The following is a 25274-nucleotide window of genomic DNA, read 5'->3' on the forward strand; positions in this document are numbered from 1 at the left end:
CATGCTGGGCGCACAAAAAAAAGCACCTAGGCATTCCTGCGCTAAGTGCTTGATTTTATTGGTGGGTCGTGCAGGATTCGAACCTGCGACCAACGGATTAAAAGTCCGCTGCTCTACCAACTGAGCTAACGACCCCACTTTTAACTTTTTGCAATCAACTTCGTTGCTTGTTGAGCCTCAGATTATAGCGTCCTTTTTGCCCTTTTCTGGAGCAGCGAAAATTTTCTTCGACTTTTTCATACCGGCGGCTAAACGATCCAGCAACCAGCCGGCCGCACAAAAGCCAAAGGTCGCGGTCACCGACACGCTGGAGCCGTAACCATGACAGTTCAGGGCGCTGCCCGGTACGGCCCCCACCTCACACGCCCCCTCGGGCATGGTCACGGGCTCCCGGCTGAACACACAGGGAATGCCAATGGTGCCTTCGCGGCAGGCACCGTGGACCTTGCGCAAACGGTAGCGCAGCTGGGCGAGCAAGGGGTCGTGCGTCACCACAGACAGATCATCCAGCTCGGCCTTGTGCGCCAGGCGCTTGCCACCCGCGGCCCCTACGGTGATGAAAAGCCGACCTGTGCGCAAGGCCCAGGCGGCCATCGTCTCTTTGGCAGCGCGCTGGTCACAGGCATCCACAACACCCTGTACCTCCCCGAAACCCATGGCCTGTTCCCACAAAACCTCCCAGTTGTCGGGCGTCACGAAATCGTCAATCGCCTGCACCCGGGCAGTTGGGTTGATCTGGGCAATGCGATCGCGCATGGCCAGCACCTTCGCCTGCCCGAACGTGTCGGTGAGCGCGTGAACCTGGCGGTTGGTGTTGGACTCGGCCACATGGTCCATGTCGATGAGCGTGAGCGCGCCCACACCGCTGCGCGTCAGGGCCTCGACCACCCAGGAGCCCACCCCACCGATACCGACCACCACCACGTGGGCATCGAAAATTCGTTGTGCTCCCGCGTCTCCATACAGGCGGCGCAGCCCAGCGAACCGGCGTTCAAAGCCTGCGGCCGGATCGCCTTCGGACCAGGAAACCAGGTCACTCACGTTCGATCAGCCACATCTGGAAGCGAAAACCGGCCAAGGCCCCCAAAACGATCCCAAGCACCGCGATGATGCTGGTGACGCTCAGGGTGGACAGACCCGACAGGCCCTGCCCCACCGTGCAGCCCATGGCGGTAACCCCTCCCACCCCCATGCAGATGGCGCCGACAATGTGCAATGCCGTGTCCTGGGTGTTGCGGAAACCTTCCCAACGGAACGTGCGCGAGGCCACCGCGTACACAAAGGCCCCCAGCACCACCCCGGCCACGCTCACCACCCCGAGGGTGAGCACCTTGGAGGCGTCGCTGAAGTAGATCAGCCAGTCCAGTGTGTAGGCCATGGGCGCCGTGAAGGTGAGCGATTCCATGCGCCCGGTGTTGGTGGCCAGGTAAACCGATTCCAACGTCTCGGGGTGTTCTTCGACAAAAGCCAGATGCCCCGTGACCCACCACAGGGCGGCCACGGTGGCGCCGATGCCCAGACCAGCCAGCCAATTGTCCATCGAAGCACGGAAATCCCGGTTCAGCACGGCCCACAACACCAGCCCCATGCCTACAACACCCCCCACGAGCAGCCCCCCTTGTGGCGCACTCCAGCCCATGGCAGCAGACAGCCACAACGGCAAAGCGCTGCTGCCCTCCATCTCAAAGGCCACGCGGTCCACGGTCTGCACGCGCAACACGGCGGTGATGCCACGCAGCGTGGCAAAGGCGGCGATACCCATCACGAAAAACACCACGAGGGATTTCAGGTTGCCGCCCCCAATGCGCACCAGCGTCTTGCTGCCGCAGCCCGAAGCGAGCACCATGCCGAAACCGAACAGGGCTCCTCCCACGAGCGCCGACAGCCAGATCACGCGGGGGCCGGTGTAGATGGTCTGCATCGGATCGATCCAGCCCAGCCACGCCATGGCATAAAAGGAGATCATGGCCACACCAACGGCCATGCCCCACATGCGCATGCGCGTCCAGTCGCCCATGTTCACAATGTCACTGATCGCACCCATGGTGCAGAAGTGCGTGCGTTGCGCCACCGCCCCGAACACGAATGAGACGGCCAGCGCGGCCCACAGCACCTGAACGTACAGGCTTTGGATGTCGGCGATTTCCATGGCGCGGATTGTAGTGGGCGGCGCGCCATCTGGCACCGACCCGCAGGAAGCCCGGGGTCAGGCAGGGGGGGTGGTCAGCGCATGCGCGCGAGCCGGTCGCGGGCAGTGGCACCGGCTTCGGTTTCAGGGTGCAATCGCACCAGCTCCTGCAGAACGGCGCGGGCCGCCCGCGCATCCTTCAGTTCCAGATGGCAGTTGGCGATCGCCAGCATGGCCTCCGGCGCCCGGGGATGCTGAGGGGCCTTGGACAACAGGCGCTGGTAGCTCTCGATCGCGGCTTTGTAGCTGCGGGCCGCGTAGTGCGCATTCCCCTGCCAGTACAAAGCCGTTGGTACATAGCCGCTGTTGGGGAAACGGGCCACCAAAGCCTCGTAAAGCTGGGCTGCACGGGCGAAATCGGATGCCCGCAGGGCATTCATGGCGGCCTCGAACGCCTGTGTCTCTTCCGGGCGGGCAGGGAACTCCACGCCATCGACCGTTACCCGCACCGGCTCCAAGGGGCGCAGACGCTCGTCGATGGCCGCCAGCACGTCGCGCTGCTGACGCTGCAGTTCGGCCAGATCCCGTGCCAAACGCTCGTTTTGCCCACGAACCTCGGCCAGTTCGCGACGCAGGGTCTCCAGCTGGTTGATGAGGTCCAGCATCCCGCGGCGGGCAGGCGTGAGTTCGTTGTCCACCAGCTCTTTCAGCTCCCGTGCCAGGCGCTCGTTGGCCTGCTCAGCGGCTTGACGGTTCGCCTCGACACGGCCACGCAGATCAATGATGGCGCGCCGGGCTTCATCGTCCCCACCGAAAAGCTGGGCCTGGGCTGGCATTGCCCACAACGATGCCACCACCACAGCCATGCCCACGAGCAGGGACGGCCCCAACAAAGAATGAAAACGCTGATTCATCAGCGATAGCTTAACTCAACACGGCGGTTCTGCCGGTGGGCTTCTTCGTCGGAGCCTGGATTGGCTGGCTTCTCCTTGCCAAAGCTGACCGACTCCATCTGCTGCTCCGACACCCCCAGCAAGGCCAGCGAGCGGCGCACGGCATCGGCCCGCTTCTGACCGAGCGCCAGGTTGTATTCACGCCCCCCGCGCTCGTCGGTGTGACCTTCCAGCACGACACGGCGCTGGCGGTCGGCGTTTAGGAACCGGGCGTGCCCTTCGAGCACCGGCATGAATTCGGGTTTGACCGTGTAGTCGTCGAAATCGAAGTAGATCAGGCGGGGAAGGTTGGCCGGCGCCTGCCCCACTTGCTCTACCCCGGCTTGCACGCCGGTGACCGAGCGCTGATCCACCGCCCCAGTGGTACCCGTGCCCTCGCTGGCCATACCGCCGCCCGGTTGGACAGGCACCCCGGTGCGATCGGAAACGGGCACATCCTCGTCCAGCTTCACGCTGGAGCCACAACCGACCAAGGCCACGGCGGCCACCAACACGGCAGCCGCCTGCCGCCACCGGGTAGCGCCGGTGAGCCAGGTTCCGCGCGGGGACTGGGAAGTATCCAGAGTGGAGGAAGTTGCGTGCTTCATGGTGTGCCTGATGAGTGAATGAAGGTGAAGGGGAGTGAGGAGAATCGGTACGATGGGCCAGGCGCCTCAACGCAGGAAGGGCCCCCAGTCGGGCTCGCGAACGCTGCCCGGCACGCTGGACAGCCGCGTCTTGATGCGGCCATCCAGTGTGGTCGTCATCAGCGACTCGCGCCCCTGTACTTTGGTGGCATACATGATGAGACGGCTGTTGGGAGCGAAGCTGGGGCTTTCGTCGGCCGTGGTGTCGGTCAAGGTGCTCAGGCTGCCGGTGGCCAGCTCCATGACGCGCAGCTTGAAGGCGCCTGACATCCGCGACACAAACGCCATCCAGCGCCCGTCGGGACTGATGGCGGGCGAAATGTTGTAGTTGCCCTCGAAGGTGATCCGCGTGACTTCGCCTCCCGTGGGCGTCATGCGGTAAATCTGCGGCGAGCCGCCGCGGTCACTGACGAAATACACCTGGCGGCCGTCAGGGGTGAACACGGGTTCGGTGTCGATGCCACTGGTCTGGGTGATGCGCTGAGGCTGGCCGCCGTTGGCGTCGATGGCGTAGATCTGTGACGAGCCCCCAAGCGTGAGCGTGGCCAGCAGCTGGCGGCCATCGGGCGACCAGGCCGGCGCGCTGTTCGACCCGCGAAAGCTCGCCAGCAGGCGGCGGCGGCCCGTGGCCACCTCGTGGGTGTAGATGACGGGCTTGCGCGACTCGAACGACACATAGGCCAATTGCTGGCCATTGGGCGACCAGGCCGGCGAAATGATCGGCTCCTGGCTCACCAAGGCCGCCTGGGCGTTCTCGCCATCGGCGTCCGCCACCCAGAGGTTGTGCCGCTCCGCATGCTTGGAGACGTAGGCAATCCGGGTAGAGAACACCCCTGGATGCCCGATCAGCTTCTCATAGACGTAATCCGCGACCCGATGCGCTGCCAACCGCAGATCGGCGGCGGACACGGGAAAACTCATCCCGCCCAGATCTTGCGCGCGCACCACGTCCCACAGACGGAAGCGGACATCGAACCGTCCGTCGGCCAGTTGGGTGACGCTGCCGGTGATCAGCGCATCGGCGCTGCGCTCACGCCATGGAGCCAGATCGGGGCGCGCCATCTCGTCGATGACGGCGTTGCCCCCAGGCACGGCGCGCAACTGCCCGCTGCGTTCCAGGTCGGCACGGACGATGGCCGGCACATCCTGCACAACACCGGGCGAGACACGGAACGGCGCGATCGCGAAAGGAATCTGCTGCATCCCGATGCCGGACACCTCGACGCGAAATTGCGCCAGCGCCTGCAAGGGCCAGCCCAAGCCCGCCACCATGGCGCCGCAACCGGCGAGTGCGGAAAACCTGCGACGATCGATGGGTGTGGAATAAGACATGGGCAATGGCTGGAACATGAATCGGTCATCGAACGGCCCGGCACCAATGCTGGGCAGTTATCGTCCGATAATACCGGACACGCTTTCATGCCACAGGGGCAGGTTTCCGCAAAAAAGTTCCTGTGTTTCTTGTAACCACTTTTTTCTTCCGCACGCGGATCGCGTACCTTGACTGAATCCGAACCCACCGCAGGGGCTCTCCTGGCGGGCCAGTCCCTCTCACAACGGCTGCGCCGCCTATGGCCCTATTTCCGTGGCACGAAGGGCGGTATTGGCCTGGCTTTCCTGGGCGCGCTGGCGGCTGCCCTGACCGAGCCCGCCATTCCGGCCTTGCTCAAGGCCCTGCTGGACGACGGTTTCGTGGCCGACACTTTTCCGCTCTGGCTGGTGCCCACCGCCCTGATGGGGCTGTTCCTGATCCGCGGTGTGGCCACGTTCGTGGCCAAGTACGCGCTCAACTACACCGCCGCCGGTGGCATGGTTGCCCTGCGCCGGGCCATGTTTGCCCGGCTCAACGATGCCCACATGGACCTGTTCACCGCTCAGAGTGCCAGCAAGCTGTCCAACACCCTGGTCTATGAGGTCCAGACCGGCACCTCCATGCTGGTCAACAGCCTGCTCACGCTGGTGCGCGACGTCCTCACCATCGTCGCCCTGTTGGGCTACCTGATCTACCTGAACTGGCAGCTCACGATCATTGTGCTGGCGCTGTTTCCGCCCTTGGCATGGGTGATCCGGCAGTTGTCGCGCCGGTTGCACCGCATCACGCGCGCCAGCCAACAGGCGACCGATGAACTTGCCTACGTGGTCGAAGAAAACGTGCTGGCGCACCGGATGGTACGCCTGCACGGCGCCCAATCGCAACAGGGGCTGCGCTTCGAGGGCCTGAGCCAGATGCTGCGCCGGCTCTCACTCAAGTCCACCATCGCTGGTGCCGCCATGGCGCCCCTGAGCCAATTGATCGCTGCAGGGGCACTGTCGGCCGTGATCAGTGTGGCGTTGTGGCAAAGCAGCACCAGCGGGGTCACCGTGGGTGGGTTCGTCGGCTTCGTCACCGCCATGCTGATGCTCATCGCCCCGCTGCGACAGTTGGCCGATCTGGCGAGCCCCATCACCCGGGGACTCGCAGCCCTGGAAAGGGCACTCGAGCTGATCGAGCATACCCCGCTACAGACCGGCGGCTCGCATCAGGCCCAGGCCCAAGGCCACCTGTTATGGCAAGACGTGTGGGTGCGCTATCCCGGGCAGGAACGCCCCGCTCTGCGCGGGGTGACGCTGGAGATCACCCCCGGCGAGGTGGTGGCGCTGGTCGGCCCCTCGGGATCCGGGAAAACCACACTCGCCAACCTGTTGCCGCGCTTCGTGGAGGTCAGCGCAGGCACGGTGCGGCTGGATGGCATTCCCCTGCCAGACTGGGACTTGAGCTGCCTGCGTCGCCAGTTCGCCATGGTGAGCCAGGACGTGGTGATGTTCAACGACACCTTGGCGGCCAATGTGGCACTCGGCGCCGAGCGGGACGAGCTCCGCATTCTCGAGGCCCTGCGTTCGGCCAACCTGGGCGAGCTGGTGGACAGCCTGCCCGAAGGCATTCACACGACGGTCGGGCACAACGCTGCCCAACTCTCGGGGGGGCAGCGGCAGCGCCTGGCGATTGCCCGCGCCATCTACAAGAACGCCCCGATCCTCATTCTCGACGAGGCCACCTCCGCGCTGGACAACGAATCGGAGCGGCTGGTACAAGAAGCCCTGAGCCGGCTGATGCGCGGCCGCACCACCCTGGTGATCGCGCACCGGCTCAGCACCATCGAACACGCCGACCGGGTGGTGGTGCTGGTGCAGGGGCAGATCGCCGAGCAGGGCACGCACGCCGAACTGCTGGCGGCGGGCGGGGTGTATGCCCGTCTGCATGCCCAGAGCCAGGGCGGCGTGCTGGCCGAGTGATCAGAGCAGCACGATGTCGTACTGCTCCTGCGTCATCGAGCTTTCGCTCTGCAGCGAAATGGGCTTGCCGATGAAGTCGCTCAGGCCCGCCAGGTGGGCGCTTTCTTCGTCGAGGAACAACTCCACCACCTGAGGCGCTGCCACCACACGGAACTCGCGCGGGTTGAAGGCCCTGGCCTCGCGCAGGATTTCCCGCAAAATGTCATAACACACGCTGCGCGCGGTCTTCACATGGCCCTTGCCCGCGCAGGCAGGGCACGGTTCGCTGAGCATCTGGGCCAGCGACTCGCGCGTGCGCTTGCGCGTCATCTCCACCAGCCCCAACTGGGAGAACCCGCCAATCATGGTCTTGACCCGGTCGCGTGCCAGTTGCTTGCGGAGTTCGGCCAACACGGCTTCGCGGTGGTCTTCTCGCGCCATGTCGATGAAATCGATGATGACGATACCGCCCAGGTTGCGCAAGCGCAACTGGCGGGCGATGGCTTGCGCGGCTTCGAGGTTGGTGCGAAACACCGTGTCGTCGAAATTGCGCGCGCCCACATAGCCGCCGGTGTTCACGTCCACCGTGGTCAGGGCCTCGGTTTGGTCGATCACCAAATACCCACCCGACTTCAGATCCACGCGCCGCCCCAGTGCGCGCGCAATGTCCTCATCGATGTGGTAGAGGTCAAAAATGGGCCGCTCGCCGCTGTAGTGTGCGATGCGATCCAGCGTGCCGGGCATGTACTCGCGGGCGAAGGCCTGCAGCAGGCCGTATTGCTCTTTCGAATCCACCTGGATGGACTGGGTCTGAGCGCTGACCAGATCGCGCAGCACGCGCTGCATGAGGGTGAGGTCCTGGTACAGCAGCGTGCCCGGCGGCTGACGGGTGGACGCGGCCTTGATGTGCGCCCACGTCTTGCGCAGATAGGCAATGTCTTCTGCCAGCTCCTCGTCGGAGGCGTCTTCGGCGTTGGTCCGCAGAATGAACCCGCCGCCCCCTTCGGCGGTGAGCGCCACCAGCCGCTGGCGCAGGGCCTCGCGCTGGGCGTAGGGAATTTTCTGCGACACGCCGATGTGCTTGTCCTGGGGCAGGAACACCAGCAAGCGCCCGGCGATGCTGATCTGCGCCGTCAGCCGCGCGCCCTTGCTGCCAATCGGGTCCTTGAGCACCTGCACCATCAGCGCCTGGCCCTCGAAGATCTGGCGCTCGATGGGCAGCACGGCCGCCGTGGTGGGGGCGCTCACCGTAGGCGCTCCGTCGGCCGCCGGTTGGCCGCTGGCCACCAGCGATGCCTTGTCCTTGCCGGCATGGCGGGCGGTGATGTTGGGCAGCAGATCGGCCACGTGCAAAAAGGCGGCCCGGTCCAGCCCCACGTCGATGAACGCGGACTGCATGCCCGGCAACACGCGCGAGACCTTGCCCAGGTAGATGTTGCCCACCAAGCCGCGCTCCAGCGTGCGTTCGATGTGCACCTCCTGCACGGCGCCCTGCTCCACCACCGCGACACGGGTTTCCTGCGGGGACCAGTTGATGAGGATGTCTTGTGCCATGACGCGATTACAGCAGACGCAGACCGGCGGCGCGCAACACCTGCGCCGTCTCGTAAGCCGGCAGGCCCATGATGCCGGTGTAGCTGCCGCTGATGCGCTTGACGAAGAGCCCGGCCAGCCCCTGGATGCCATAAGCACCTGCCTTGCCCATGGGCTCGCCGCTGTCCACATAGCGGCGGATGTCGGCCTCGGACCATGCCCCGAACTCCACCTGAGAGCGGCTGAGCGCCTGCCAGACCTGCCCCCGGTGCGCCACCGCCACCGCCGTCAGCACCTGATGCCGACGACCGGCCAGGGCCCGCAACATGCGCCGCGCATCGGCCTTGGACGTGGGCTTGCCCAGGATGTCACGGCCCAGCGCCACGGTGGTGTCGGCACACAGCACCGGGCCATCGGGCAAACCACGGCGTTCCAGACGGGCAACGGCGGCGTCGAGCTTGTGGCGCGTCACGCGCTGCACATAGCGCGCGGGGGGCTCATGGGGGCGAACGGCTTCCAGCGCCTCGGCATCCTCGTCGGCATCGGGCAGCAGCAACTCGGAGCGCACCCCCCACTGTGCCAGCAGGTCACGCCGGCGTGGGCTTTGGGAGGCCAGGTAGACCCAGGGGGCAGCGTGCGGTTCAGCCATGCGGCATCATTCCCGGTGGTAGGGGTGGTTGGCGTTGACCGACCACGCCCGGTAGAGTTGTTCGATGAGGAGCACGCGCGCCAGGGCATGCGGCAGGGTCATGTCGGACAGGCGGATGCGCAGGTGCGCGGCGGCCTTGAAGGCCGGTTCCAGCCCATCGGGCCCACCGATGACGAGGGCCACGTCGTCACCGCCCATCTGCCATTCGCGCAGGTGCTTGGCCAGGGCCACGGTGGTGAGTGCGGTGCCGCGCTCGTCCAAGGCCACCACGCGCGCGCCTTTGGGGATGGCAGCCTCGATACGCCCCCGCTCCGCCGTTAGCAATGTGTCCAGCGTCTTGGAGCCGCGCGGTTCGGTCTTGACGGTCTTGACTTCCACCCGGCAGTCGGGCGGAAAGCGCTTGGCGTAATCGTCGTAGGCGGTCTGGGCCCAGTCGGGCATGCGCTGCCCAACCGCGACGATCACGAGCTTCATGCCTTGGGCTTGCGGGCAGGGGCCTTCTTGGCCACGGCTTTCTTCGCGGTCGGCTTCTTCGCCACCGCACCCACTTTGACGACCTTGACCGCAGCGGCGCGGCTGGACTTGGCCGCCGGCTTGGCCGCGCGGGGTGCAGCAGCCGTGCCCGCAGAGGGCTTGCGTGCCGGGGCTTTCTTGGCCGCCGCCTTTGGGGCGGGCGCCGATGCAGCGGCCGCGGCGGCCTGGGCTTTGCGCACCCTCTGAGCAGGCGCCGCCGGCACCTCGGCCTCGGGCTGGGCCGCACGGGTCTTGCGCGCCGGTTTGGCCAGACCTTCCGTGGGCTGAGCCAGCTTGGCCTTGGCCGCATGCTTGATGCGCACCGGCTTCTCACCCCAGATTTCTTCCAGCCGGTAATACTGGCGTATGGTGGGCTGCATCACATGCACCACGGCAGCACCGCAGTCCACGATGATCCATTCGCCATTGTCCTCACCCTCGGTGCGTGGCTTGTCGAAGCCTGCGTCACGCACCGCATCGCGGACACTGGCGGCCAACGCCTTGGTCTGACGGTTCGACGTGCCGCTGGCCACGATGACCCGCTCGAACAGGGGAGACAGTGCTTCGGTGTTGAACACCTGGATGTCCTGGGCCTTGACGTCTTCCAGACCATCGACGATGGCACGCTGGAGTTTCTGGATGTTTTTTTTCGCGGCGGCTTCGCTCATGTAGGCGTTTCGTAGAGGTGGTGTTCGGAAATATAACGCGCAACGCCCGCTGGCACCAACACATCGAGGTCGGGGTGGCGTCGGCTTTGCCCATGCACATGGGCACGGATGGCGGTGGAACTGGTGGGATGCAGCGGCATGTGCAGACGCACGAACGGAATGTCCACGCCGCTCAGGTCGGTCTCCACCGCTGCCGCTGGCTCGGCACCGGAAGCGATGTGGATGGGGCGGTTGGCCACCGCGAGCGTGGCGTGCCGCAGCACCTCGTCCCAGCGACTCCAGCTCTTGAAGGCGAGCAACTGGTCGGCCCCGAGTATCAGGTACAGCCGCGCGCCCGGGTACTCCGCGGCCAGTTCGCGCAGGGTGTCTGCGGTGTAGGACGGTCCTTCTCGACGGATTTCCCGCTGATCGATCACGACGCGCGGTAAATCACCAAATGCGGCTTCGCACATGGCCACCCGATGGGCAGCAGGCGACAGCACCCGTGACTTGTGCCAGGCGTATCCGGTGGGCATGACATGCAACACCTGCAGCTCCAGTTGCGTCAGAGCCGCTTCGGCCAGTGCGCGGTGAGCCCAGTGCGGCGGGTCGAATGCACCGCCGAACATGCCCACACGCATCATGGAGGCGTCGCTCACAGCCAGTCCCGGCGAACCAGGAATTCGTGGATCAGTCGGTACTCCGGGCTGCCAGGCTGGGGGCGCTCGTTGTAGGCCCACCGGACCAGCGGGGGCATCGACAGGAGGATGGATTCGCTGCGCCCTCCGGACTGCAAGCCGAAATGGGTGCCCCGGTCCCAGACGAGGTTGAACTCCACATAGCGGCCACGGCGGTAGAGCTGGAACTGGCGCTCGCGCTCGGTGTAGGGTGTGTCCATGCGGCGCCGGACGATGGGCAAGTAGGCATGCAGGAAAGCATCCCCCACCGCTCGCGTCATGGCAAAGCCGCCGTCAAAGCCCAGCTCTGAGAAATCGTCGTAAAAGACGCCGCCGATGCCGCGTTGCTCGTCACGGTGTTTGAGGTAGAAATACTCGTCGCACCAGGCTTTGAAGCGGGGATATTTGTCACTGCCAAAAGGCTCCAGGGCCTGGGCACAGGTGCGGTGGAAATGCACCGCATCCTCCTCGAAGGCGTAGTACGGGGTGAGGTCCATGCCGCCGCCGAACCAGCTCACGGCTTCAGCGCCGTCGGCCGGCTGAGCCGTGATCATCCGCACATTCATGTGCACCGTGGGCACATAAGGGTTGCGCGGATGGAACACCAGCGAGACGCCCAAGGCCTCGAAGGGCGCTCCGGCCAGTTCAGGACGGTGCTGCGTGGCCGAAGGTGGCAACCTGGAGCCGCTGACGTGGGAAAAACCGCAGCCCGCCCGCTCGAACACGGTGCCGCCCTCGAGGATCTGCGTGATGCCATTGCCTTGCAGCGGTTCTCCCGGCGGCTTTTCCCAGGCATCCGACAGGAAGGCTTTGCCATCGATCTCGGAAATGGCGGAGGTGATGCGCTGCTGTAGCCCGAGCAGGTACTCGCGCATGGTCTCGACGTGCGTCTGGATCATTTTTTCAAAGCCCGGTAACCGATGTCCCTGCGGTACTGCATGCCGTCGAACGCGACACCGGCCACCAGGTCATAGGCGCGCCTGTGCGCGTCGGCCACGTTGGCACCCAGCGCAGTGGCACAAAGCACCCGCCCGCCCGCCGTCACCACGGCGCCGTCCTTCATGGCCGTGCCCGCATGGAAGACGACCGCGTCGGCGCTGTTCAGCGGCAAGGCCGTGATCACGTCCCCCTTGCGCGGGGACAATGGATAACCGTCAGCTGCCACCACCACGCCCAGTGCCACCCGTTCGTCCCACTGCAGCGTCACCTGGTCCAGCCGCTGTTCGGTCGCGGCCAGCAGCACCTCGGCCAGATCGCTTTGCAGGCGCATCAGGATGGGCTGGGTTTCCGGGTCTCCCATGCGGCAGTTGAATTCCAGTGTCTTCACCGTGCCACCGGGCTCGATCATCAGGCCGGCGTAGAGAAAGCCGGTGTAGGGTATGCCGTCGGCTTCCATGCCGCGCACGGTGGGCAGGATGATCTCCTCCATCGCGCGGCGGTGCACCTCGGGCGTGACCACGGGCGCGGGCGAATAGGCCCCCATGCCGCCCGTGTTGGGGCCCTGGTCGGCGTCGAGCAGGCGCTTGTGGTCCTGGCTGGTGGCCAGGGCGGTCACGGTCTTGCCATCGCACAACACGATGAAGCTGGCCTCTTCACCCGGCAGAAAGGACTCGATGACCACGCGCGCGCCGCCTTCGTTGTGCGCCACGCCCAGGGTGTTGTCCACCAGCATGAAGTCGATGGCTTCATGGGCTTCGGCCAGTGTCATGGCCACGACCACGCCCTTGCCAGCCGCCAGGCCGTCGGCCTTGACGACGATGGGTGCGCCGACCTGGTCCACATAGGCGTGCGCCTGGGCCGGGTCGGAGAACGTCTCGTAGGTCGCCGTGGGAATGCCGTGGCGCTTCATGAAGGCCTTGGAAAAGGCTTTGGAACTCTCCAGCTGGGCGGCTGCCCGGGTGGGGCCGAAGATGCGCAGACCGTGCGCACGAAACTCGTCCACCATGCCCGCTGCCAGTGGCGCCTCGGGCCCCACCACGGTCAACGCGATGTCCTGCGCCTGCGCCCACTCGCGCAGCGCGCGCACCTCGGAGATCGGCACGTTGACGAGATCGCGGTCGAGGGCGGTACCACCATTGCCTGGCGCCACGAATACCTGCGCCACGCGGGGGGACTGCTTGAGCTTCCAGGCCAGCGCGTGCTCACGCCCGCCACCGCCCACCACCAGCACCTTCATGGGATCGGTCATTCGTTGATTTCCGCGTTGTGAAAGACGTTCTGCACGTCGTCCAGGTCTTCCAGCACGTCCAGCAGCTTCTGCATGCGCGCCGCGTCCTCCCCGAACAGGGCGATGGTGTTGTCGGCCCGCATGGTGACCTCGGCCACCTCGGGCGTCAGGCCAGCCGCTTGCAGGGCATTCTTCACGGCCTCGAAGTCTGCGGGAGCGGTGATCACCTCGATCGAACCATCGTCACCCGAAATCACGTCTTCGGCGCCGGCCTCCAGCGCCACTTCCATGACCCGATCCTCCGACGTGCCGGGAGCGAAAATCATTTGCCCGCAGTGCTTGAACTGGAAAGCCACCGAGCCTTCGGTGCCCAGGTTGCCGCCATGCTTGCTGAAAGCGTGCCGGACCTCGGCCACGGTGCGCACGCGGTTGTCGGTCATGGTGTCCACGATGATGGCTGCACCACCGATGCCGTAGCCCTCGTAGCGGATTTCCTCGTAATTCACACCTTCGAGGTTGCCGGTGGCCTTGTCGATGTTGCGCTTGATGGTGTCGGCCGGCATGTTGGCCGCCTTGGCCTTCTCGATCGCGAGCCGCAACCGGGGGTTGGCTGCGGGATCGCCGCCGCCCTGGCGCGCCGCCACCATGATTTCACGCACCACCCGCGTCCAGATGCGCTGGCGCTTCTCGTCCTGCCGGCCTTTGCGGTGCTGGATGTTGGCCCACTTGGAATGCCCTGCCATGTCTGTTCTCGAATGTCCTGATGCTTAGGGGTGTTGCCGTAAGCCCTACATTGTACTTTTCGCCTCCTGTAGGGGGTTTTCCCTTGCCCCAGCCAGCAAGCGACCACACCTCCTTATACTGACTTCCACCACATGAGAACACCACCGCACAGGAGTCACAGATGCTCGACGCATTGAGTGTTGCTGCGTTGCTGCTGCTCGTGCTATCGGTCGGTGGATGGTGGCGTGAGCATCGGATACGGCGTCGCGCCGAGGCAGATGCCGTACCCGAGCGGCAACGGTTTTCCGAGCTGCTGGAGCGGCTTGGCATCGGTCACTGGATCCGCGACCTCGACACCGGGGACATGTGGTGGTCATCCAGTTTCCGGCAACAGCATGGCATGGCGGATGATCTCCCGGCCCGGCGTGAGAACATATTGGCGATCCTCCACCCGGACGACCGCGAAGGCTTTTCCGCCCGGCTCGATGAGGCTTATCGACGCGGCGAAGGTCGAACCGATTACCGCACGATCGCCCCTGACGGCAGCCTACGCCACCACGTGGTGCGCATCGCCGTGGCAGCGGATCCGCAAACCGGACACCGGATGGCTTATGGTTTCAACCTCGACATCACCGAGCACATCCAGCTGCAACATGCCTTGCAAGAGCGCACCGCTTACCTCGAAGCCATCGTGGGCCATCTCCCGATGGGCCTGAGCGTGTTCGACGGCGACTTGCGCCTCAAGGTGTGGAATGAGGCGTTCATCAAGGTGCTCGACCTGCCGCCGGATCTGGTGCGCGAAGGGGTGGACTTCGGTGAGCTGATCCGGGTGCCGGCGCGGCGCGGCGAGTACGGCGAAGGCGATATCGAGCAGATGGTACGGCAGCGCCGTGAACTCGCCCTGCGCTTCCAGCCACACCGCTTCGAGCGCACACGCCCCAACGGCCGCACCCATCTGGTCATCGGCGAGCCCATCGTCCACGCAGGACAGGTGACGGGCTTCGTCACCACCTACACCGACATCACCGAGCAGAAGCGCGAACGGGAACGCCTGGAGCAGACCTCCGACATGCTGCGCACGCTGATCGAGCACATTCCCGCCGGCGTCACGATGGTGGACCGTCATTTGGAAATCGTGGCCTGGAACGACCGCGTGCGGGAACTGCTCGACCTGCCGGCCGAGCTGTTCCAGGCACCGCGGGTGACGCTGGAATCGCTGTTCCGCTTCAATGTGGAGCGTGGCGAATACGGACCCTGTGACGACCCGCAGGCGCTGGTCCAGACCCTGCTGGAGCGCGCACGCCAATTCCACCCCCATGCCATCGAACGCACCCGCCCCAATGGGCGCGTGCTCTACATCCAGGGGCAACCGCTGGCCACGGGTGGATTCGTGACGGTGTATTCCGACATCACCGAGCAAAAAACACACGAGGCCGAGATCAAGCGGCTCGCCCGCACCGACCCGCTCACGGGTCTGGACCACCGCGGTGCTTTCACCATCGGGTTGCGCCAAGCCCTGGCCCAGGCGGAACGGCTGGGGGGCCAACTGGCCGTGCTCTTCATTGACATGGACCGCTTCAAGGCCATCAACGACTCGCTGGGCCACGAAACCGGTGACGCCGTGCTGATCGAGACGGCGCGGCGCCTGCGCGAGCGGCTGCGCCACAGCGACATCGTGGCCCGTATCGGCGGCGACGAATTCGTCGTGGCCCTGACCGGAATCGAGGCGGGGCTGGACGCGGGACAAGTCGCCACACAGTTGGTCGAGGCTTTGAGCGCCCCCTACCCTACAGACCGAGGCGACGTGAGTCTGTCGCCCTCGATCGGTATCGCGCTCTATCCGCAAGACGCTCGTGACGAAAACGAGCTGCTGCGCCTGGCGGACCTGGCCATGTACCATGCCAAAAACGATGGGGGCGCCGGCTTCCGCTTCTACGCACCGGCCATGAACGAAGCCGTCGTCCAACGCCTCGATTTCGAACAACGTTTACGCGAGTCCCTGAAGGCCGACCGGCTGGAACTGCATTACCAACCCATACACCAGCTGACACCCGGACTGCCCTTGATCGGCTTCGAGGCCCTGCTGCGCTGGCCTGTGGGTGAGGGCCGCTACATTCCCCCGGATCAGTTCATCCCGATGGCTGAAGAGTCCGAGCTGATCGAGCTGATCGGTCAGTGGGTGTGCCAAGCGGCCGCGCGGCAGGCACGGCAGTGGCGGGACCAAGACATCATGCCTTCCCGGGGTGGCTGGCGCATCGCCATCAACCTCTCGGCTCGGCAGTTCGATCGCACCGATCTGGTCGAGCGCCTGGCCAGCTGTTTTGCCACGCAAGACCTCGACCTGAGCTGCGTCACTTTCGAAATCACCGAAGGCGCGATGATGCGAGACCCCCAGCGCGCCGAGCAGCAGTTGCAGGCGCTGCGTACCCGGGGAGCCCAATGCGCGGTGGACGACTTCGGAACCGGCCACTCCTCGCTGAGTTATCTGCGGCAGTTCGCGATCGATTACCTCAAGATCGACAAATCCTTCGTGCATGCCCTGGGGCCTCGCCCGGATGACCTTGCCATCGTGACGGCCGCCATCGGCCTGGCACATCAGCTCGGGCACAAAACGGTGGCCGAAGGCGTCGAAACGCTGGAACAACTGGCCTGCCTGGAACGTCTCGGGTGCGACGCCGTGCAAGGCTTTCTGCTGAGCCGGCCGATGCCGGCTGCAGACGTTGCGGCTTACGTCGATCGGGTGGCCCGCGGCGATCACCAGCCTTCGGCCAGGCCCTGCGCGTAGTCGTACAGCGCCCCCAGAATCGCCTCGGCGCGCTCGTCCCCTCGGGCGCTGGCCGCTTCGGCCAGTTCGTCCACCCGTTCAAAGAATCGTTGCACCGTCAACGCCCCGGCAGCGCCGTGCAGCAGCCGGTCACGGCAATGGGCCTGCCAACGCGCCCGAAGCTCATCGCTCAGTGTCTCAGGGAAGTTACGGGCACGGTAACGCCACAGGAGGGTGGACAGGCGCTCGTCGTCGAAAGTGACCCGCTCCCAGGCTGGATCGCCTGGCGCAAGCGTTCGCAGATGGGCCAGGCGCCGGCGGTCGCTGTCGCCGACGAAGCCGCCGTAGAGGTCCTGCTCTGGGTCCACCACCACCACGCCCCCCGAGACGGGCCGCTCGAACACCTCGGCCCAAATGGCGCTCATATCGGGCAAGGCGGCGGCGTGGGCTGCGTGGACGAGGCAACGCTCGAGATCGATGCCCCAACGCTGAGCCAGCGCAGGCCGCAAAGTCCCCAAATGCCCCACCACCATGGGGGACTTATTGAGGTGCACGCTTTTGATCGGCAAACGGGTGATGCCGGCAGGCAAGTCTTCCTGCCGGGTGAACAGGCGCTCGCGGATGGCCGCGCTGTCGAGGTCGGCCAGTTCGCTCGGGTCGTGGGCCAGGTCCCAGGCCAGCAATTCATGGCGGTTCGATGGGTGGCTGGCCAGCGGCCACATCACCCCCAGGCAACCCCGCTGCGGCGGGAACATGCCCGATACGTGCAGAAAGGGCTTGGCCTGTGCCGGCGCCACGGGCAGCCCCAACTCGGCGGCTACGCGCTCCTTTTTGTGCAATGCAAACGCAAAGTCAAACAACCTGGGTTGGCGCTGACGAATGAGCCGTGCCAGCGCGATCGTGGCCCGCACATCCGAGAGTGCATCGTGGGCTGTTTCGTGGGTCAGCCCGTTGGCTCGCGTCAGATCCTCCAGCTTGAAGCTCGGCTTGCCATCGGGCTTGAGCGGCCATTCGATGCCTTCGGGGCGCAAGGCATAGGTCATGCGCACCACGTCCAGCAGGTCCCAGCGGCCGCAACCGTTCTGCCACTCCCGGGCATAGGGGTCGATCAGGTTGCGCCAGAACAGGAAGCGGGTGAATTCGTCGTCGAAACGGATGGTGTTGTAGCCCACGCCCACGGTACCGGGTGCCCCGAGTTCAGCCTCGATGCAGGCGGCAAAGGCATGTTCCGGCATCCCTTTTTCCAGGCACAGCTGTGGGGTGATGCCGGTGATGAGGCAGCTCTCGGGGTCGGGCAGATAGTCCGGCGACGGACGGCAGTAGATCATGACCGGCTCGCCGATTTCGTTGAGTTCGGCATCGGTGCGGATCGCGGCGAATTGCGCGGGCCGATCCAGGCGCGGCTTGGCGCCAAAGGTCTCGTAGTCGTGCCAGAGGAAGGTGTGGGCGCTCATGGGGCTCCATTACAACCCAAACCGCAGCGACACAACCTCCTGCGGATGGGGGAGTTCGGGTATGCTTCCCCCATGAGAGCCGCCTTGTTGCTGCTGACCCCGCTGACCCTGGCGCTCGGCGCCTGCAGCACGCCACCACCACCCCCGCAAGGCATGCCCGACGTGCCCATGAGCCGGGCGTACTACGCCTGCAGCGACGGCGCGGACATCGAGATGCGCTTTTTCCCGCTGCAAGGCGTGGGGGTGCTCATCCGCCACGGCAGAAACCACGAACTGCAGCAACAACCCGCCGCCTCGGGCTTCCTCTACACCAACGGCTCGATCCGCGTGCAGGGCAAGGGTGACGAGCTGATGCTCGAGATCGGGCGCATGGTGCCGATCACCTGTCGGGTGAGCGACTGAAACGGCTCACGGCAGCCAGGCAATGACCTGACCGCCGCCCCTCAGTCGGCCGTGGCCTCCTGCGGCTCTGCCGGTTCGGCCTTGGACGCACGCTCCTTCTTGGCCAAGGGCTGGATATCGAGCTTCACCTCGGGCTTGTCCTCCACCGTGGTGTCGATGTCCACCGTCAAACGCCCACCTTCGGTCAGGCGGCCAAAGAGCAACTCGTCGGCCAGCGCGCGGCGGATCGTGTCCTGGATGAGCCGCTGCATCGGCCGCGCGCCCATGAGGGGATCGAAGCCCTTCTTGGCCAGATAGCGCCGCAGCGCGTCGGTGAAGGTGACTTCCACCTTCTTCTCGGCGAGCTGCTGCTCCAGCTGCAGCAGGAACTTGTCCACCACGCGCAGGATGACCTGCTCGTCCAGCGCCTTGAAACTGACGATCGCATCGAGCCGGTTACGGAACTCCGGCGTGAACAGGCGCTTGATGTCGGCCATCTCGTCGCCGGCCTGGCGTTCGGTGGTAAAGCCGATCGTGGCCTTGTTCATGGTCTCGGCGCCGGCGTTCGTCGTCATGATGATGATGACATTGCGGAAGTCGGCCTTGCGCCCGTTGTTGTCGGTCAGCGTGCCGTGGTCCATCACCTGCAGCAGCACGTTGAAGATGTCCGGGTGGGCCTTTTCGATCTCGTCGAGCAACAGCACGCAATGCGGCTTCTTGGTGACGGCCTCGGTCAGCAGGCCGCCCTGGTCGAAGCCGACATAGCCCGGCGGCGCGCCGATGAGGCGGCTGACGGCGTGGCGCTCCATGTACTCGGACATGTCGAAGCGGATCAGCTCGATGCCCAGGATGTAGGCCAACTGCCGTGCCGCCTCCGTCTTGCCCACGCCGGTGGGACCGCTGAACAGGAAGGCGCCAATTGGCTTGTCGGGCTTGCCCAGGCCGGAGCGCGACATCTTCACCGCCGAGGCCAACACCTCCAGCGCTTTGTCCTGCCCAAACACCACGGCCTTCAAGTCGCGCTCCAGGGTTTGCAGCTTGCTGCGATCATCGCTGGAGACGCTGGCCGGCGGGATGCGGGCGATCTTGGCCACGATCTCCTCGATCTCGGCCTTGCCGATGGTCTTCTTGCGCTTGGACGGCACCTGGATGCGCTGGGCGGCACCGGCCTCGTCGATCACGTCGATGGCCTTGTCGGGCAGGTGGCGGTCGTTGATGTACTTGGCGCTCAACTCGGCGGCCGCCTGCAGGGCCGCGTGGGCGTATTTCACGCTGTGGTGCTCCTCGAACCGGCTCTTGAGCCCTTTGAGGATGTCCACCGTCTGCTCCACCGTGGGTTCGAGCACGTCCACTTTCTGGAAGCGGCGGCTCAGCGCGGCGTCTTTCTCGAAAATGCCGCGGTACTCGGTGAAGGTGGTGGCGCCAATGCACTTGAGCTGGCCGCTGGACAGCGCGGGCTTGAGCAGGTTGGAAGCGTCCAAGGTGCCACCGGAGGCCGCGCCTGCGCCGATGAGGGTGTGGATCTCGTCGATGAACAGGATGGCATTCGGCTTGTCCTTGAGCGTCTTGAGCACCCCTTTCAAGCGTTGCTCGAAATCACCCCGGTACTTGGTGCCGGCCAGCAAGGCGCCCATGTCCAGCGAATACACCGTGGCATCGGCCAGGATCTCGGGCACGTCTTTCTGGACGATGCGCCAGGCCAGCCCTTCGGCGATGGCCGTCTTGCCGACGCCGGCCTCGCCCACCAACAGCGGGTTGTTCTTGCGGCGGCGGCACAGGATCTGGATGACGCGCTCCACCTCGTACTCGCGGCCAATGAGCGGATCGATCTTGCCGTCCTTGGCCGCCTGGTTCAGGTTCAGGGTGAACTGCTCCAGCGGCGAAGCCTTTTCATTGCTGCCACGGGTTTCTGGCGCCTCCTCCTGGTCAGCGGCTCCGCCCTCGCTGGGCTTGGAAGGCTCGGGCGGATCGCTCTTGCGGATGCCGTGCGCGATGTAGTTGACCACATCCAAGCGCGTGACGCCCTGCTGGTGCAGGTAGTACACGGCGTGGGAGTCCTTTTCGCCGAAGATGGCCACCAGCACATTGGCGCCCGTGACTTCTTTCTTGCCGTTGCCCGTGCTTTGCACGTGCATGATGGCGCGCTGGATGACGCGCTGAAAACCCAAGGTGGGCTGGGTGTCCACCTCCTCGGTGCCGGCGACCTGCGGCGTGTTGTCTTTGATGAAATTGGTCAACGATTTACGCAAATCGTCGATGTTGGCGGAGCAGGCACGCAGCACCTCGGCGGCGCTGGGGTTGTCCAGCAAGGCGAGCAGCAGGTGCTCGACGGTGATGAATTCGTGCCGTTGTTGCCGGGCCTCCACAAAGGCCATGTGCAAGCTGACTTCAAGTTCCTGGGCAATCATGGGGCACTTCCTTAAAACGAGTCTCTAATTTACCGCGATTCCAGCCGCTGGTCTGTTGCAAATGGGGCAATTCCGGCCTTATTCAACGGGTTCACTGAGACATTGCAACGGATGCCCGTGGTGGCGTGCTGCCTGCAGCACCTGCTCGACCTTGGTGGTGGCCAGGTCGCGGGTGAACACGCCGCACACCCCCCGCCCTTCGATGTGGATCTTGAGCATGATCTGGGTGGCGGTCTCGCGGTCCTTGTTGAAGTACTCCTGCAGCACCAGCACCACGAACTCCATGGGGGTGAAGTCGTCGTTGAGCAGGACGACCTGGTACATCTTGGGCGGCTCGACGCGCTGGCTCTGGCGTTCGAGCACGACCGCATCGTCCCCGGCGGGGACTTGGGGGGTCAGATCGGGTTGTCGAGGGGTCGTTGCCATGGTATTTCGATTCTAGCGATTGCGCCCTGTTCCTGCAGCAGCCCTTGCCCCGCGCCCACCATGAAAATGGCCACCTCGCCCCTCAGGGCGGGTGGCCAAACGTGGCTGAAGGGCCGGCACGATGTCGGCGCCTGACGCAGCCGCCCTGCCGGAGCGCAGACGGCGGCCTGGCGCGTCAGGCCGTCAGCGCCTCCAGCGCCTGGTTGAAGGTGGCGCTGGGCCGCATCACCTGGGCGAGCTTCTGCGGGTCGGGCATGTAGTAGCCGCCGATGTCCACCGGCCGCCCCTGCACGGCGTTGAGCTCCTCGACGATGCGCTGCTCGTTGGCCGCCAGCGTCTGTGCCAGGGGCGCAAACTTGGCGGCCAGCTCGGCGTCTTCGGTCTGGGCGGCCAGCGCCTCGGCCCAGTACAGGGCAAGGTAGAACTGGCTGCCGCGGTTGTCGAGCTGCCCGGTTTTGGGGCTGGGCGACTTGTTGTTGTCCAGCAGCTTGCCGGTGGCCGCATCGAGCGTCTTGGCCAGCAGCTTGGCGCGGGGATTGTTGTTCTTGATGCCCAGATCCTCCAGCGAGACGGCCAACGCCAGAAACTCGCCCAGCGAATCCCAGCGCAGATGGTTTTCCTCCACCAACTGCTGCACGTGCTTCGGCGCCGAGCCGCCGGCGCCCGTCTCGTACATGCCGCCGCCAGCCATCAGCGGCACGATGGACAGCATCTTGGCGCTGGTGCCCAGTTCCATGATGGGGAACAGGTCGGTCAGGTAGTCGCGCAGGATGTTGCCGGTGGCGCTGATGGTGTCCAGCCCACGGATGACGCGCTCCAGCGTGTAACGCATGGCGCGCACCTGGCTCATGATCTGGATGTCCAGGCCGGTGGTGTCGTGCTCGTGCAGGTACATCTTGACCTTGGTGATGAGCTGAGCCTCGTGCGGGCGATAGGGATCGAGCCAGAACACGACCGGCATGCCCGAGTGCCGCGCCCGGTTGACCGCCAGCTTGACCCAGTCGCGAATGGCGGCGTCCTTGACCTGGCACATGCGCCATATGTCGCCTTGCTCCACGTTCTGGCTCATCAGCACTTCGCCGGTGTCCAGGTCGGTGATGTTGGCCACGCCGTCTTCCGGGATCTCGAAGGTTTTGTCGTGGCTGCCGTACTCTTCGGCCTGCTGGGCCATGAGGCCGACGTTGGGCACGGTGCCCATGGTGCGGGGGTCGAACGCGCCGTGCCACTTGCAGAAGTTGATCATCTCCTGGTAGATGCGGGCGAAGGTGGATTCGGGCATGACGGCCTTGACGTCTTTCAGGCGCCCGTCGGCCCCGTACATCTTGCCGCCGTTGCGGATCATGGCCGGCATGGAAGCGTCCACGATGATGTCGTTGGGCGAATGGAAGTTGGTGATGCCTTTGGCCGAATCCACCATCGCCAGCTCGGGGCGATGCTCATGGCAGGCGTGCAGGTCGCGCTTGATTTCTTCCTGCAAGCTCTGCGGCAAGGTGGCGATTTTGTTGTAGAGGTCCACCATGCCGTTGTTGACGTTGACGCCGAGCTCGTCGAACAGCTTGCCGTGCTTGGCGAAGGCGTCTTTGTAGAAGATCTTGACGCAGTGGCCAAACACGATGGGGTGGGAGACCTTCATCATGGTGGCCTTGACGTGCAGTGAGAACATCACCCCGGTCTTGTAGGCGTCTTCGATCTGCTTTTCATAGAACTCCAGCAGTGCCTTCTTGCTCATGAACATGCTGTCGATGACCTCGCGGTCCTGCAACTGCACCTCGGGCTTGAGCACGATGGCCTGGCCGCTGCGGGTGATCAGTTCCATCTTGACACGCCGCGGGCGATCCAGCGTCATGGATTTTTCGCCGTGATAGAAGTCGCCATGGTGCATGTGCGAGACGTGCGTGCGCGACGCCTGGCTCCATTCACCCATGTGGTGCGGGTGCTTGCGGGCGTATTCCTTGACGGCCTTGGGCGCGCGGCGGTCGGAATTGCCCTCGCGCAGCACCGGGTTGACGGCCGAACCCAGGCACTTGCCGTAGCGGCGCTTGATCTCGCGCTCCTCGTCCGTCTTGGGGTTTTCCGGGTAATCGGGCACGGCATAGCCTTTGGCCTGCAGCTCTTTGATGGCCGCCACCAGTTGCGCCACGGATGCGCTGATGTTGGGCAGCTTGATGATATTGGCATCGGGCTGCAGGGTCTTTTTGCCCAGCTCGGCCAAGGTGTTGGGCACGCGCTGGTCCTCGCGCAGGAAGTCGGGGAATTCGCCCAGGATGCGGGCGGCCACCGAGATGTCGGCTTCGCTGACGGCGATGCCGGCCGGCTCGGTGAAGGCGCGGACGATGGGCAGGAAAGACGCGGTGGCCAGACGGGGAGCTTCGTCGGTCAGCGTGTAGATGATGTTCGCTGGATGGGCAGACATGGGCCTTCCTTGTGAGAGGGGTTGCAACGATGAGTCGGCCTGCAGATGCGTCACGACGGCCATCGGACCCCTGAAAACGGGAAAGCGCCTTGCAGACTTTCACATAGCAAAAAATACTTTTGCACTGTGCTCGGCCGTTATTATGGGTCATATATAAGATATAGGAGCGGATACCCGACCAACGGACAAGAAAAAAGCCGAGGGCGCAGGCCGCTCGGCTGTTGGGAAAAGGCCCTGGGGCGAGGCCCGTCGGGTCACATGTGGTCGATCATCACCTGGCCAAAGCCCGAGCACGAGACCTGCTCCGCGCCCTCCATGAGACGGGCAAAGTCGTAGGTGACCTTCTTGCTCTGGATGGCCTTTTCCATGCTGCTGATGATGAGGTCGGCGGCTTCTTTCCAGCCCATGTGGCGCAGCATCATTTCGGCAGACAGGATCTCGGAGCCGGGGTTGACGTAGTCCTTGCCGGCGTACTTGGGCGCGGTGCCGTGCGTGGCTTCGAAGCAGGCCACGCTGTCGGACAGGTTGGCCCCCGGCGCGATGCCGATGCCGCCGACCTGCGCGGCCAGCGCGTCGGAGATGTAGTCGCCGTTGAGGTTGAGCGTGGCGATCACCGAGTACTCGGCCGGGCGCAGCAAGATCTGCTGCAGGAAGGCGTCGGCGATCGAGTCTTTGATGACAATCTCGCGGCCTGTCTTGGGGTTTTTGAACTTGCACCACGGCCCGCCGTCGATCTCCACCGCGCCGAATTCCCGCTTGGCCAGGGCATAGCCCCAGTCGCGAAAGCCCCCTTCGGTGTACTTCATGATGTTGCCCTTGTGCACCAGCGTGACGGAGGGCTTGTCGTTGTCGATCGCGTACTGGATGGCCTTGCGCACCAGGCGCTCGGTGCCCTCGATCGAGACCGGCTTGATACCGATGCCCGAGGTTTCGGGGAAGCGGATCTTGGTCACCCCCATTTCATCGATCAGGAACTTGATGAGTTTCTTGGCTTTGTCGCTTTGCGCGGGGTACTCGATACCGGCGTAGATGTCCTCGGAGTTCTCCCGGAAGATCACCATGTTCGTTTTTTCCGGCTCCTTCAGGGGGGATGGCACGCCCTTGAAGTACTGCACCGGACGCAGACAGACGTAGAGGTCCAGCTCTTGGCGCAGGGCCACGTTGAGGCTGCGGATGCCGCCGCCGACCGGGGTGGTCAGCGGGCCCTTGATGGAGACGACATACTCCTTGAGCGCGTGCAGGGTTTCCTCGGGCAGCCACACGTCGGGGCCATAGACCTGGGTCGACTTCTCGCCCGCATAGACCTCCATCCAGTGGATTTTGCGCCGCCCACCGTAGGCTTTGGCCACGGCGGCGTCCACCACCTTGAGCATCACGGGGGTGATGTCCACGCCGGTACCATCACCCTCGATATAGGGAATGATGGGCTCATCCGGCACGTTGAGGGACATGTCGGCGTTGACGGTGATTTTCTGGCCTTGTGCAGGCACCTGAATGTGCTGATACATGGGGAATCGGTCTCCTGTGGATGGAAGGGGCGCAGAAACTTCCCGGGGTGCG

21 protein-coding genes and 1 tRNA gene are annotated in these 25274 nt (G+C 64.8%); 3 read left to right on the forward strand and 19 right to left on the reverse strand.

The window, feature by feature from the left end:
• Positions 1-59 precede the first annotated feature (59 nt).
• The 6 genes from HZS63_RS12330 to tolB form a co-directional block, all read right to left on the reverse strand.
• A tRNA-Lys gene (locus HZS63_RS12330) sits at positions 60-135 on the reverse strand.
• Positions 136-177: 42 nt separating this feature from the next.
• On the reverse strand, positions 178-1041 hold the full coding sequence (locus tag HZS63_RS12335) for a ThiF family adenylyltransferase (protein ID WP_180684316.1): 864 nt from the start codon (positions 1039-1041) through the stop codon (positions 178-180).
• On the reverse strand, positions 1034-2149 hold the full coding sequence (locus tag HZS63_RS12340) for a YeeE/YedE family protein (RefSeq protein ID WP_180684317.1): 1116 nt from the start codon (positions 2147-2149) through the stop codon (positions 1034-1036). The genes HZS63_RS12335 and HZS63_RS12340 overlap by 8 nt, the downstream gene beginning before the upstream one ends.
• Positions 2150-2223: 74 nt before the next feature.
• Positions 2224-3042 carry a tol-pal system protein YbgF gene (gene ybgF / locus HZS63_RS12345; RefSeq protein WP_246316358.1) on the reverse strand — a complete coding sequence of 273 codons (819 nt, stop codon included), beginning with the start codon at positions 3040-3042 and terminating at the stop codon, positions 2224-2226.
• Positions 3042-3668 carry a peptidoglycan-associated lipoprotein Pal gene (gene pal, locus HZS63_RS12350; RefSeq protein ID WP_180684318.1) on the reverse strand — a complete coding sequence of 209 codons (627 nt, stop codon included), beginning with the start codon at positions 3666-3668 and terminating at the stop codon, positions 3042-3044. Before pal ends, ybgF begins: the two co-directional genes overlap by 1 nt.
• Positions 3669-3734: 66 nt before the next feature.
• A complete protein-coding gene (gene tolB, locus HZS63_RS12355) occupies positions 3735-5039 on the reverse strand; it encodes a Tol-Pal system beta propeller repeat protein TolB (RefSeq protein WP_180684319.1) in 1305 nt (434 codons plus the stop codon).
• A gap of 168 nt (positions 5040-5207) precedes the next feature.
• On the opposite strand from tolB, the gene msbA reads away from it, so the two are divergent.
• On the forward strand, positions 5208-6980 hold the full coding sequence (gene msbA, locus HZS63_RS12360) for a lipid A export permease/ATP-binding protein MsbA (RefSeq protein ID WP_180684320.1): 1773 nt from the start codon (positions 5208-5210) through the stop codon (positions 6978-6980).
• Here msbA and rng read toward each other — a convergent pair whose 3' ends face one another.
• From rng to HZS63_RS12400, 8 genes are read right to left on the reverse strand one after another with little or no spacing between them, the layout of a single operon-like run.
• Positions 6981-8513 carry a ribonuclease G gene (rng, locus tag HZS63_RS12365; RefSeq protein ID WP_180684321.1) on the reverse strand — a complete coding sequence of 511 codons (1533 nt, stop codon included), beginning with the start codon at positions 8511-8513 and terminating at the stop codon, positions 6981-6983. It abuts the gene before it with no gap.
• Between the two features lie 7 nt (positions 8514-8520).
• Positions 8521-9141 (reverse strand): Maf family protein, encoded by a 621-nt coding sequence (locus HZS63_RS12370; RefSeq protein WP_180684322.1) that lies wholly within the window; start codon positions 9139-9141, stop codon positions 8521-8523.
• Positions 9142-9147: 6 nt separating this feature from the next.
• Positions 9148-9615: a 23S rRNA (pseudouridine(1915)-N(3))-methyltransferase RlmH gene (gene rlmH / locus HZS63_RS12375; protein ID WP_180684323.1), complete on the reverse strand. Its 468-nt coding sequence runs from the start codon at positions 9613-9615 to the stop codon at positions 9148-9150.
• The gene (gene rsfS / locus HZS63_RS12380; protein WP_180684324.1) at positions 9612-10322 is read right to left on the reverse strand and encodes a ribosome silencing factor; all 711 of its coding nucleotides are present in this window, start codon (positions 10320-10322) and stop codon (positions 9612-9614) included. Before rsfS ends, rlmH begins: the two co-directional genes overlap by 4 nt.
• Positions 10319-10960: a nicotinate (nicotinamide) nucleotide adenylyltransferase gene (gene nadD, locus HZS63_RS12385; protein WP_343039993.1), complete on the reverse strand. Its 642-nt coding sequence runs from the start codon at positions 10958-10960 to the stop codon at positions 10319-10321. Before nadD ends, rsfS begins: the two co-directional genes overlap by 4 nt.
• A complete protein-coding gene (gene hemF / locus HZS63_RS12390; RefSeq protein ID WP_180684325.1) occupies positions 10957-11877 on the reverse strand; it encodes an oxygen-dependent coproporphyrinogen oxidase in 921 nt (306 codons plus the stop codon). The genes nadD and hemF overlap by 4 nt, the downstream gene beginning before the upstream one ends.
• On the reverse strand, positions 11874-13154 hold the full coding sequence (gene purD, locus HZS63_RS12395) for a phosphoribosylamine--glycine ligase (protein ID WP_180684349.1): 1281 nt from the start codon (positions 13152-13154) through the stop codon (positions 11874-11876). Before purD ends, hemF begins: the two co-directional genes overlap by 4 nt.
• Before the next feature lie 8 nt (positions 13155-13162).
• On the reverse strand, positions 13163-13888 hold the full coding sequence (locus HZS63_RS12400) for a YebC/PmpR family DNA-binding transcriptional regulator (RefSeq protein ID WP_180684326.1): 726 nt from the start codon (positions 13886-13888) through the stop codon (positions 13163-13165).
• Between the two features lie 161 nt (positions 13889-14049).
• On the opposite strand from HZS63_RS12400, the gene HZS63_RS12405 reads away from it, so the two are divergent.
• Positions 14050-16653 (forward strand): sensor domain-containing protein, encoded by a 2604-nt coding sequence (locus HZS63_RS12405; RefSeq protein WP_180684327.1) that lies wholly within the window; start codon positions 14050-14052, stop codon positions 16651-16653.
• Here the strand turns inward: HZS63_RS12405 and sbcB are convergent.
• A complete protein-coding gene (gene sbcB, locus HZS63_RS12410) occupies positions 16623-18086 on the reverse strand; it encodes an exodeoxyribonuclease I (protein ID WP_180684328.1) in 1464 nt (487 codons plus the stop codon). The two genes, HZS63_RS12405 and sbcB, sit on opposite strands and share 31 nt — an antisense overlap.
• Before the next feature lie 72 nt (positions 18087-18158).
• Between sbcB and HZS63_RS12415 the strand changes: the two genes are divergently transcribed.
• Positions 18159-18488 carry an MliC family protein gene (locus HZS63_RS12415; protein WP_219339188.1) on the forward strand — a complete coding sequence of 110 codons (330 nt, stop codon included), beginning with the start codon at positions 18159-18161 and terminating at the stop codon, positions 18486-18488.
• Between the two features lie 41 nt (positions 18489-18529).
• On the opposite strand, the gene clpA is transcribed toward HZS63_RS12415, so the two are convergent.
• The 4 genes from clpA to icd all read right to left on the reverse strand — a co-directional run bounded on the left by clpA (position 18530) and on the right by icd (position 25222).
• Positions 18530-20875, reverse strand: a complete 2346-nt coding sequence (gene clpA, locus HZS63_RS12420; protein ID WP_180684329.1) for an ATP-dependent Clp protease ATP-binding subunit ClpA — start codon at positions 20873-20875, stop codon at positions 18530-18532.
• 78 nt (positions 20876-20953) lie between these two features.
• Positions 20954-21301: an ATP-dependent Clp protease adapter ClpS gene (clpS, locus tag HZS63_RS12425; RefSeq protein WP_133596540.1), complete on the reverse strand. Its 348-nt coding sequence runs from the start codon at positions 21299-21301 to the stop codon at positions 20954-20956.
• Positions 21302-21476: 175 nt separating this feature from the next.
• Entirely contained in the window at positions 21477-23714 is a 2238-nt protein-coding gene (locus HZS63_RS12430; protein WP_133596542.1) for an NADP-dependent isocitrate dehydrogenase, read from the reverse strand.
• Positions 23715-23968: 254 nt separating this feature from the next.
• Positions 23969-25222 (reverse strand): NADP-dependent isocitrate dehydrogenase, encoded by a 1254-nt coding sequence (gene icd, locus HZS63_RS12435; protein WP_180684330.1) that lies wholly within the window; start codon positions 25220-25222, stop codon positions 23969-23971.
• Between the last annotated feature and the right edge of the window lie 52 nt (positions 25223-25274).

Origin of the sequence: Tepidicella baoligensis (assembly GCF_013432195.1) — a bacterium.
GTDB classification, from domain to species: Bacteria; Pseudomonadota; Gammaproteobacteria; order Burkholderiales; family Burkholderiaceae_C; genus Tepidicella; species Tepidicella baoligensis.

Excerpts from the sequence above, each read along its gene's own strand:
- pal (WP_180684318.1), bottom strand. The coding sequence starts at position 3,668 with ATGAAGCACGCAACTTCCTCCACTCTGGATACTTCCCAGTCCCCGCGC.
- HZS63_RS12370 (WP_180684322.1), bottom strand. The coding sequence starts at position 9,141 with ATGGCTGAACCGCACGCTGCCCCCTGGGTCTACCTGGCCTCCCAAAGC.
- tolB (WP_180684319.1), bottom strand. The coding sequence starts at position 5,039 with ATGTCTTATTCCACACCCATCGATCGTCGCAGGTTTTCCGCACTCGCC.
- clpS (WP_133596540.1), bottom strand. The coding sequence starts at position 21,301 with ATGGCAACGACCCCTCGACAACCCGATCTGACCCCCCAAGTCCCCGCC.
- icd (WP_180684330.1), bottom strand. The coding sequence starts at position 25,222 with ATGTATCAGCACATTCAGGTGCCTGCACAAGGCCAGAAAATCACCGTC.
- HZS63_RS12400 (WP_180684326.1), bottom strand. The coding sequence starts at position 13,888 with ATGGCAGGGCATTCCAAGTGGGCCAACATCCAGCACCGCAAAGGCCGG.
- HZS63_RS12340 (WP_180684317.1), bottom strand. The coding sequence starts at position 2,149 with ATGGAAATCGCCGACATCCAAAGCCTGTACGTTCAGGTGCTGTGGGCC.
- rlmH (WP_180684323.1), bottom strand. The coding sequence starts at position 9,615 with ATGAAGCTCGTGATCGTCGCGGTTGGGCAGCGCATGCCCGACTGGGCC.
- HZS63_RS12415 (WP_219339188.1), top strand. The coding sequence starts at position 18,159 with ATGAGAGCCGCCTTGTTGCTGCTGACCCCGCTGACCCTGGCGCTCGGC.
- rng (WP_180684321.1), bottom strand. The coding sequence starts at position 8,513 with ATGGCACAAGACATCCTCATCAACTGGTCCCCGCAGGAAACCCGTGTC.
- rsfS (WP_180684324.1), bottom strand. The coding sequence starts at position 10,322 with ATGAGCGAAGCCGCCGCGAAAAAAAACATCCAGAAACTCCAGCGTGCC.
- sbcB (WP_180684328.1), bottom strand. The coding sequence starts at position 18,086 with ATGAGCGCCCACACCTTCCTCTGGCACGACTACGAGACCTTTGGCGCC.
- hemF (WP_180684325.1), bottom strand. The coding sequence starts at position 11,877 with ATGATCCAGACGCACGTCGAGACCATGCGCGAGTACCTGCTCGGGCTA.
- purD (WP_180684349.1), bottom strand. The coding sequence starts at position 13,154 with ATGAAGGTGCTGGTGGTGGGCGGTGGCGGGCGTGAGCACGCGCTGGCC.
- HZS63_RS12405 (WP_180684327.1), top strand. The coding sequence starts at position 14,050 with ATGCTCGACGCATTGAGTGTTGCTGCGTTGCTGCTGCTCGTGCTATCG.
- clpA (WP_180684329.1), bottom strand. The coding sequence starts at position 20,875 with ATGATTGCCCAGGAACTTGAAGTCAGCTTGCACATGGCCTTTGTGGAG.
- ybgF (WP_246316358.1), bottom strand. The coding sequence starts at position 3,042 with ATGAATCAGCGTTTTCATTCTTTGTTGGGGCCGTCCCTGCTCGTGGGC.
- HZS63_RS12430 (WP_133596542.1), bottom strand. The coding sequence starts at position 23,714 with ATGTCTGCCCATCCAGCGAACATCATCTACACGCTGACCGACGAAGCT.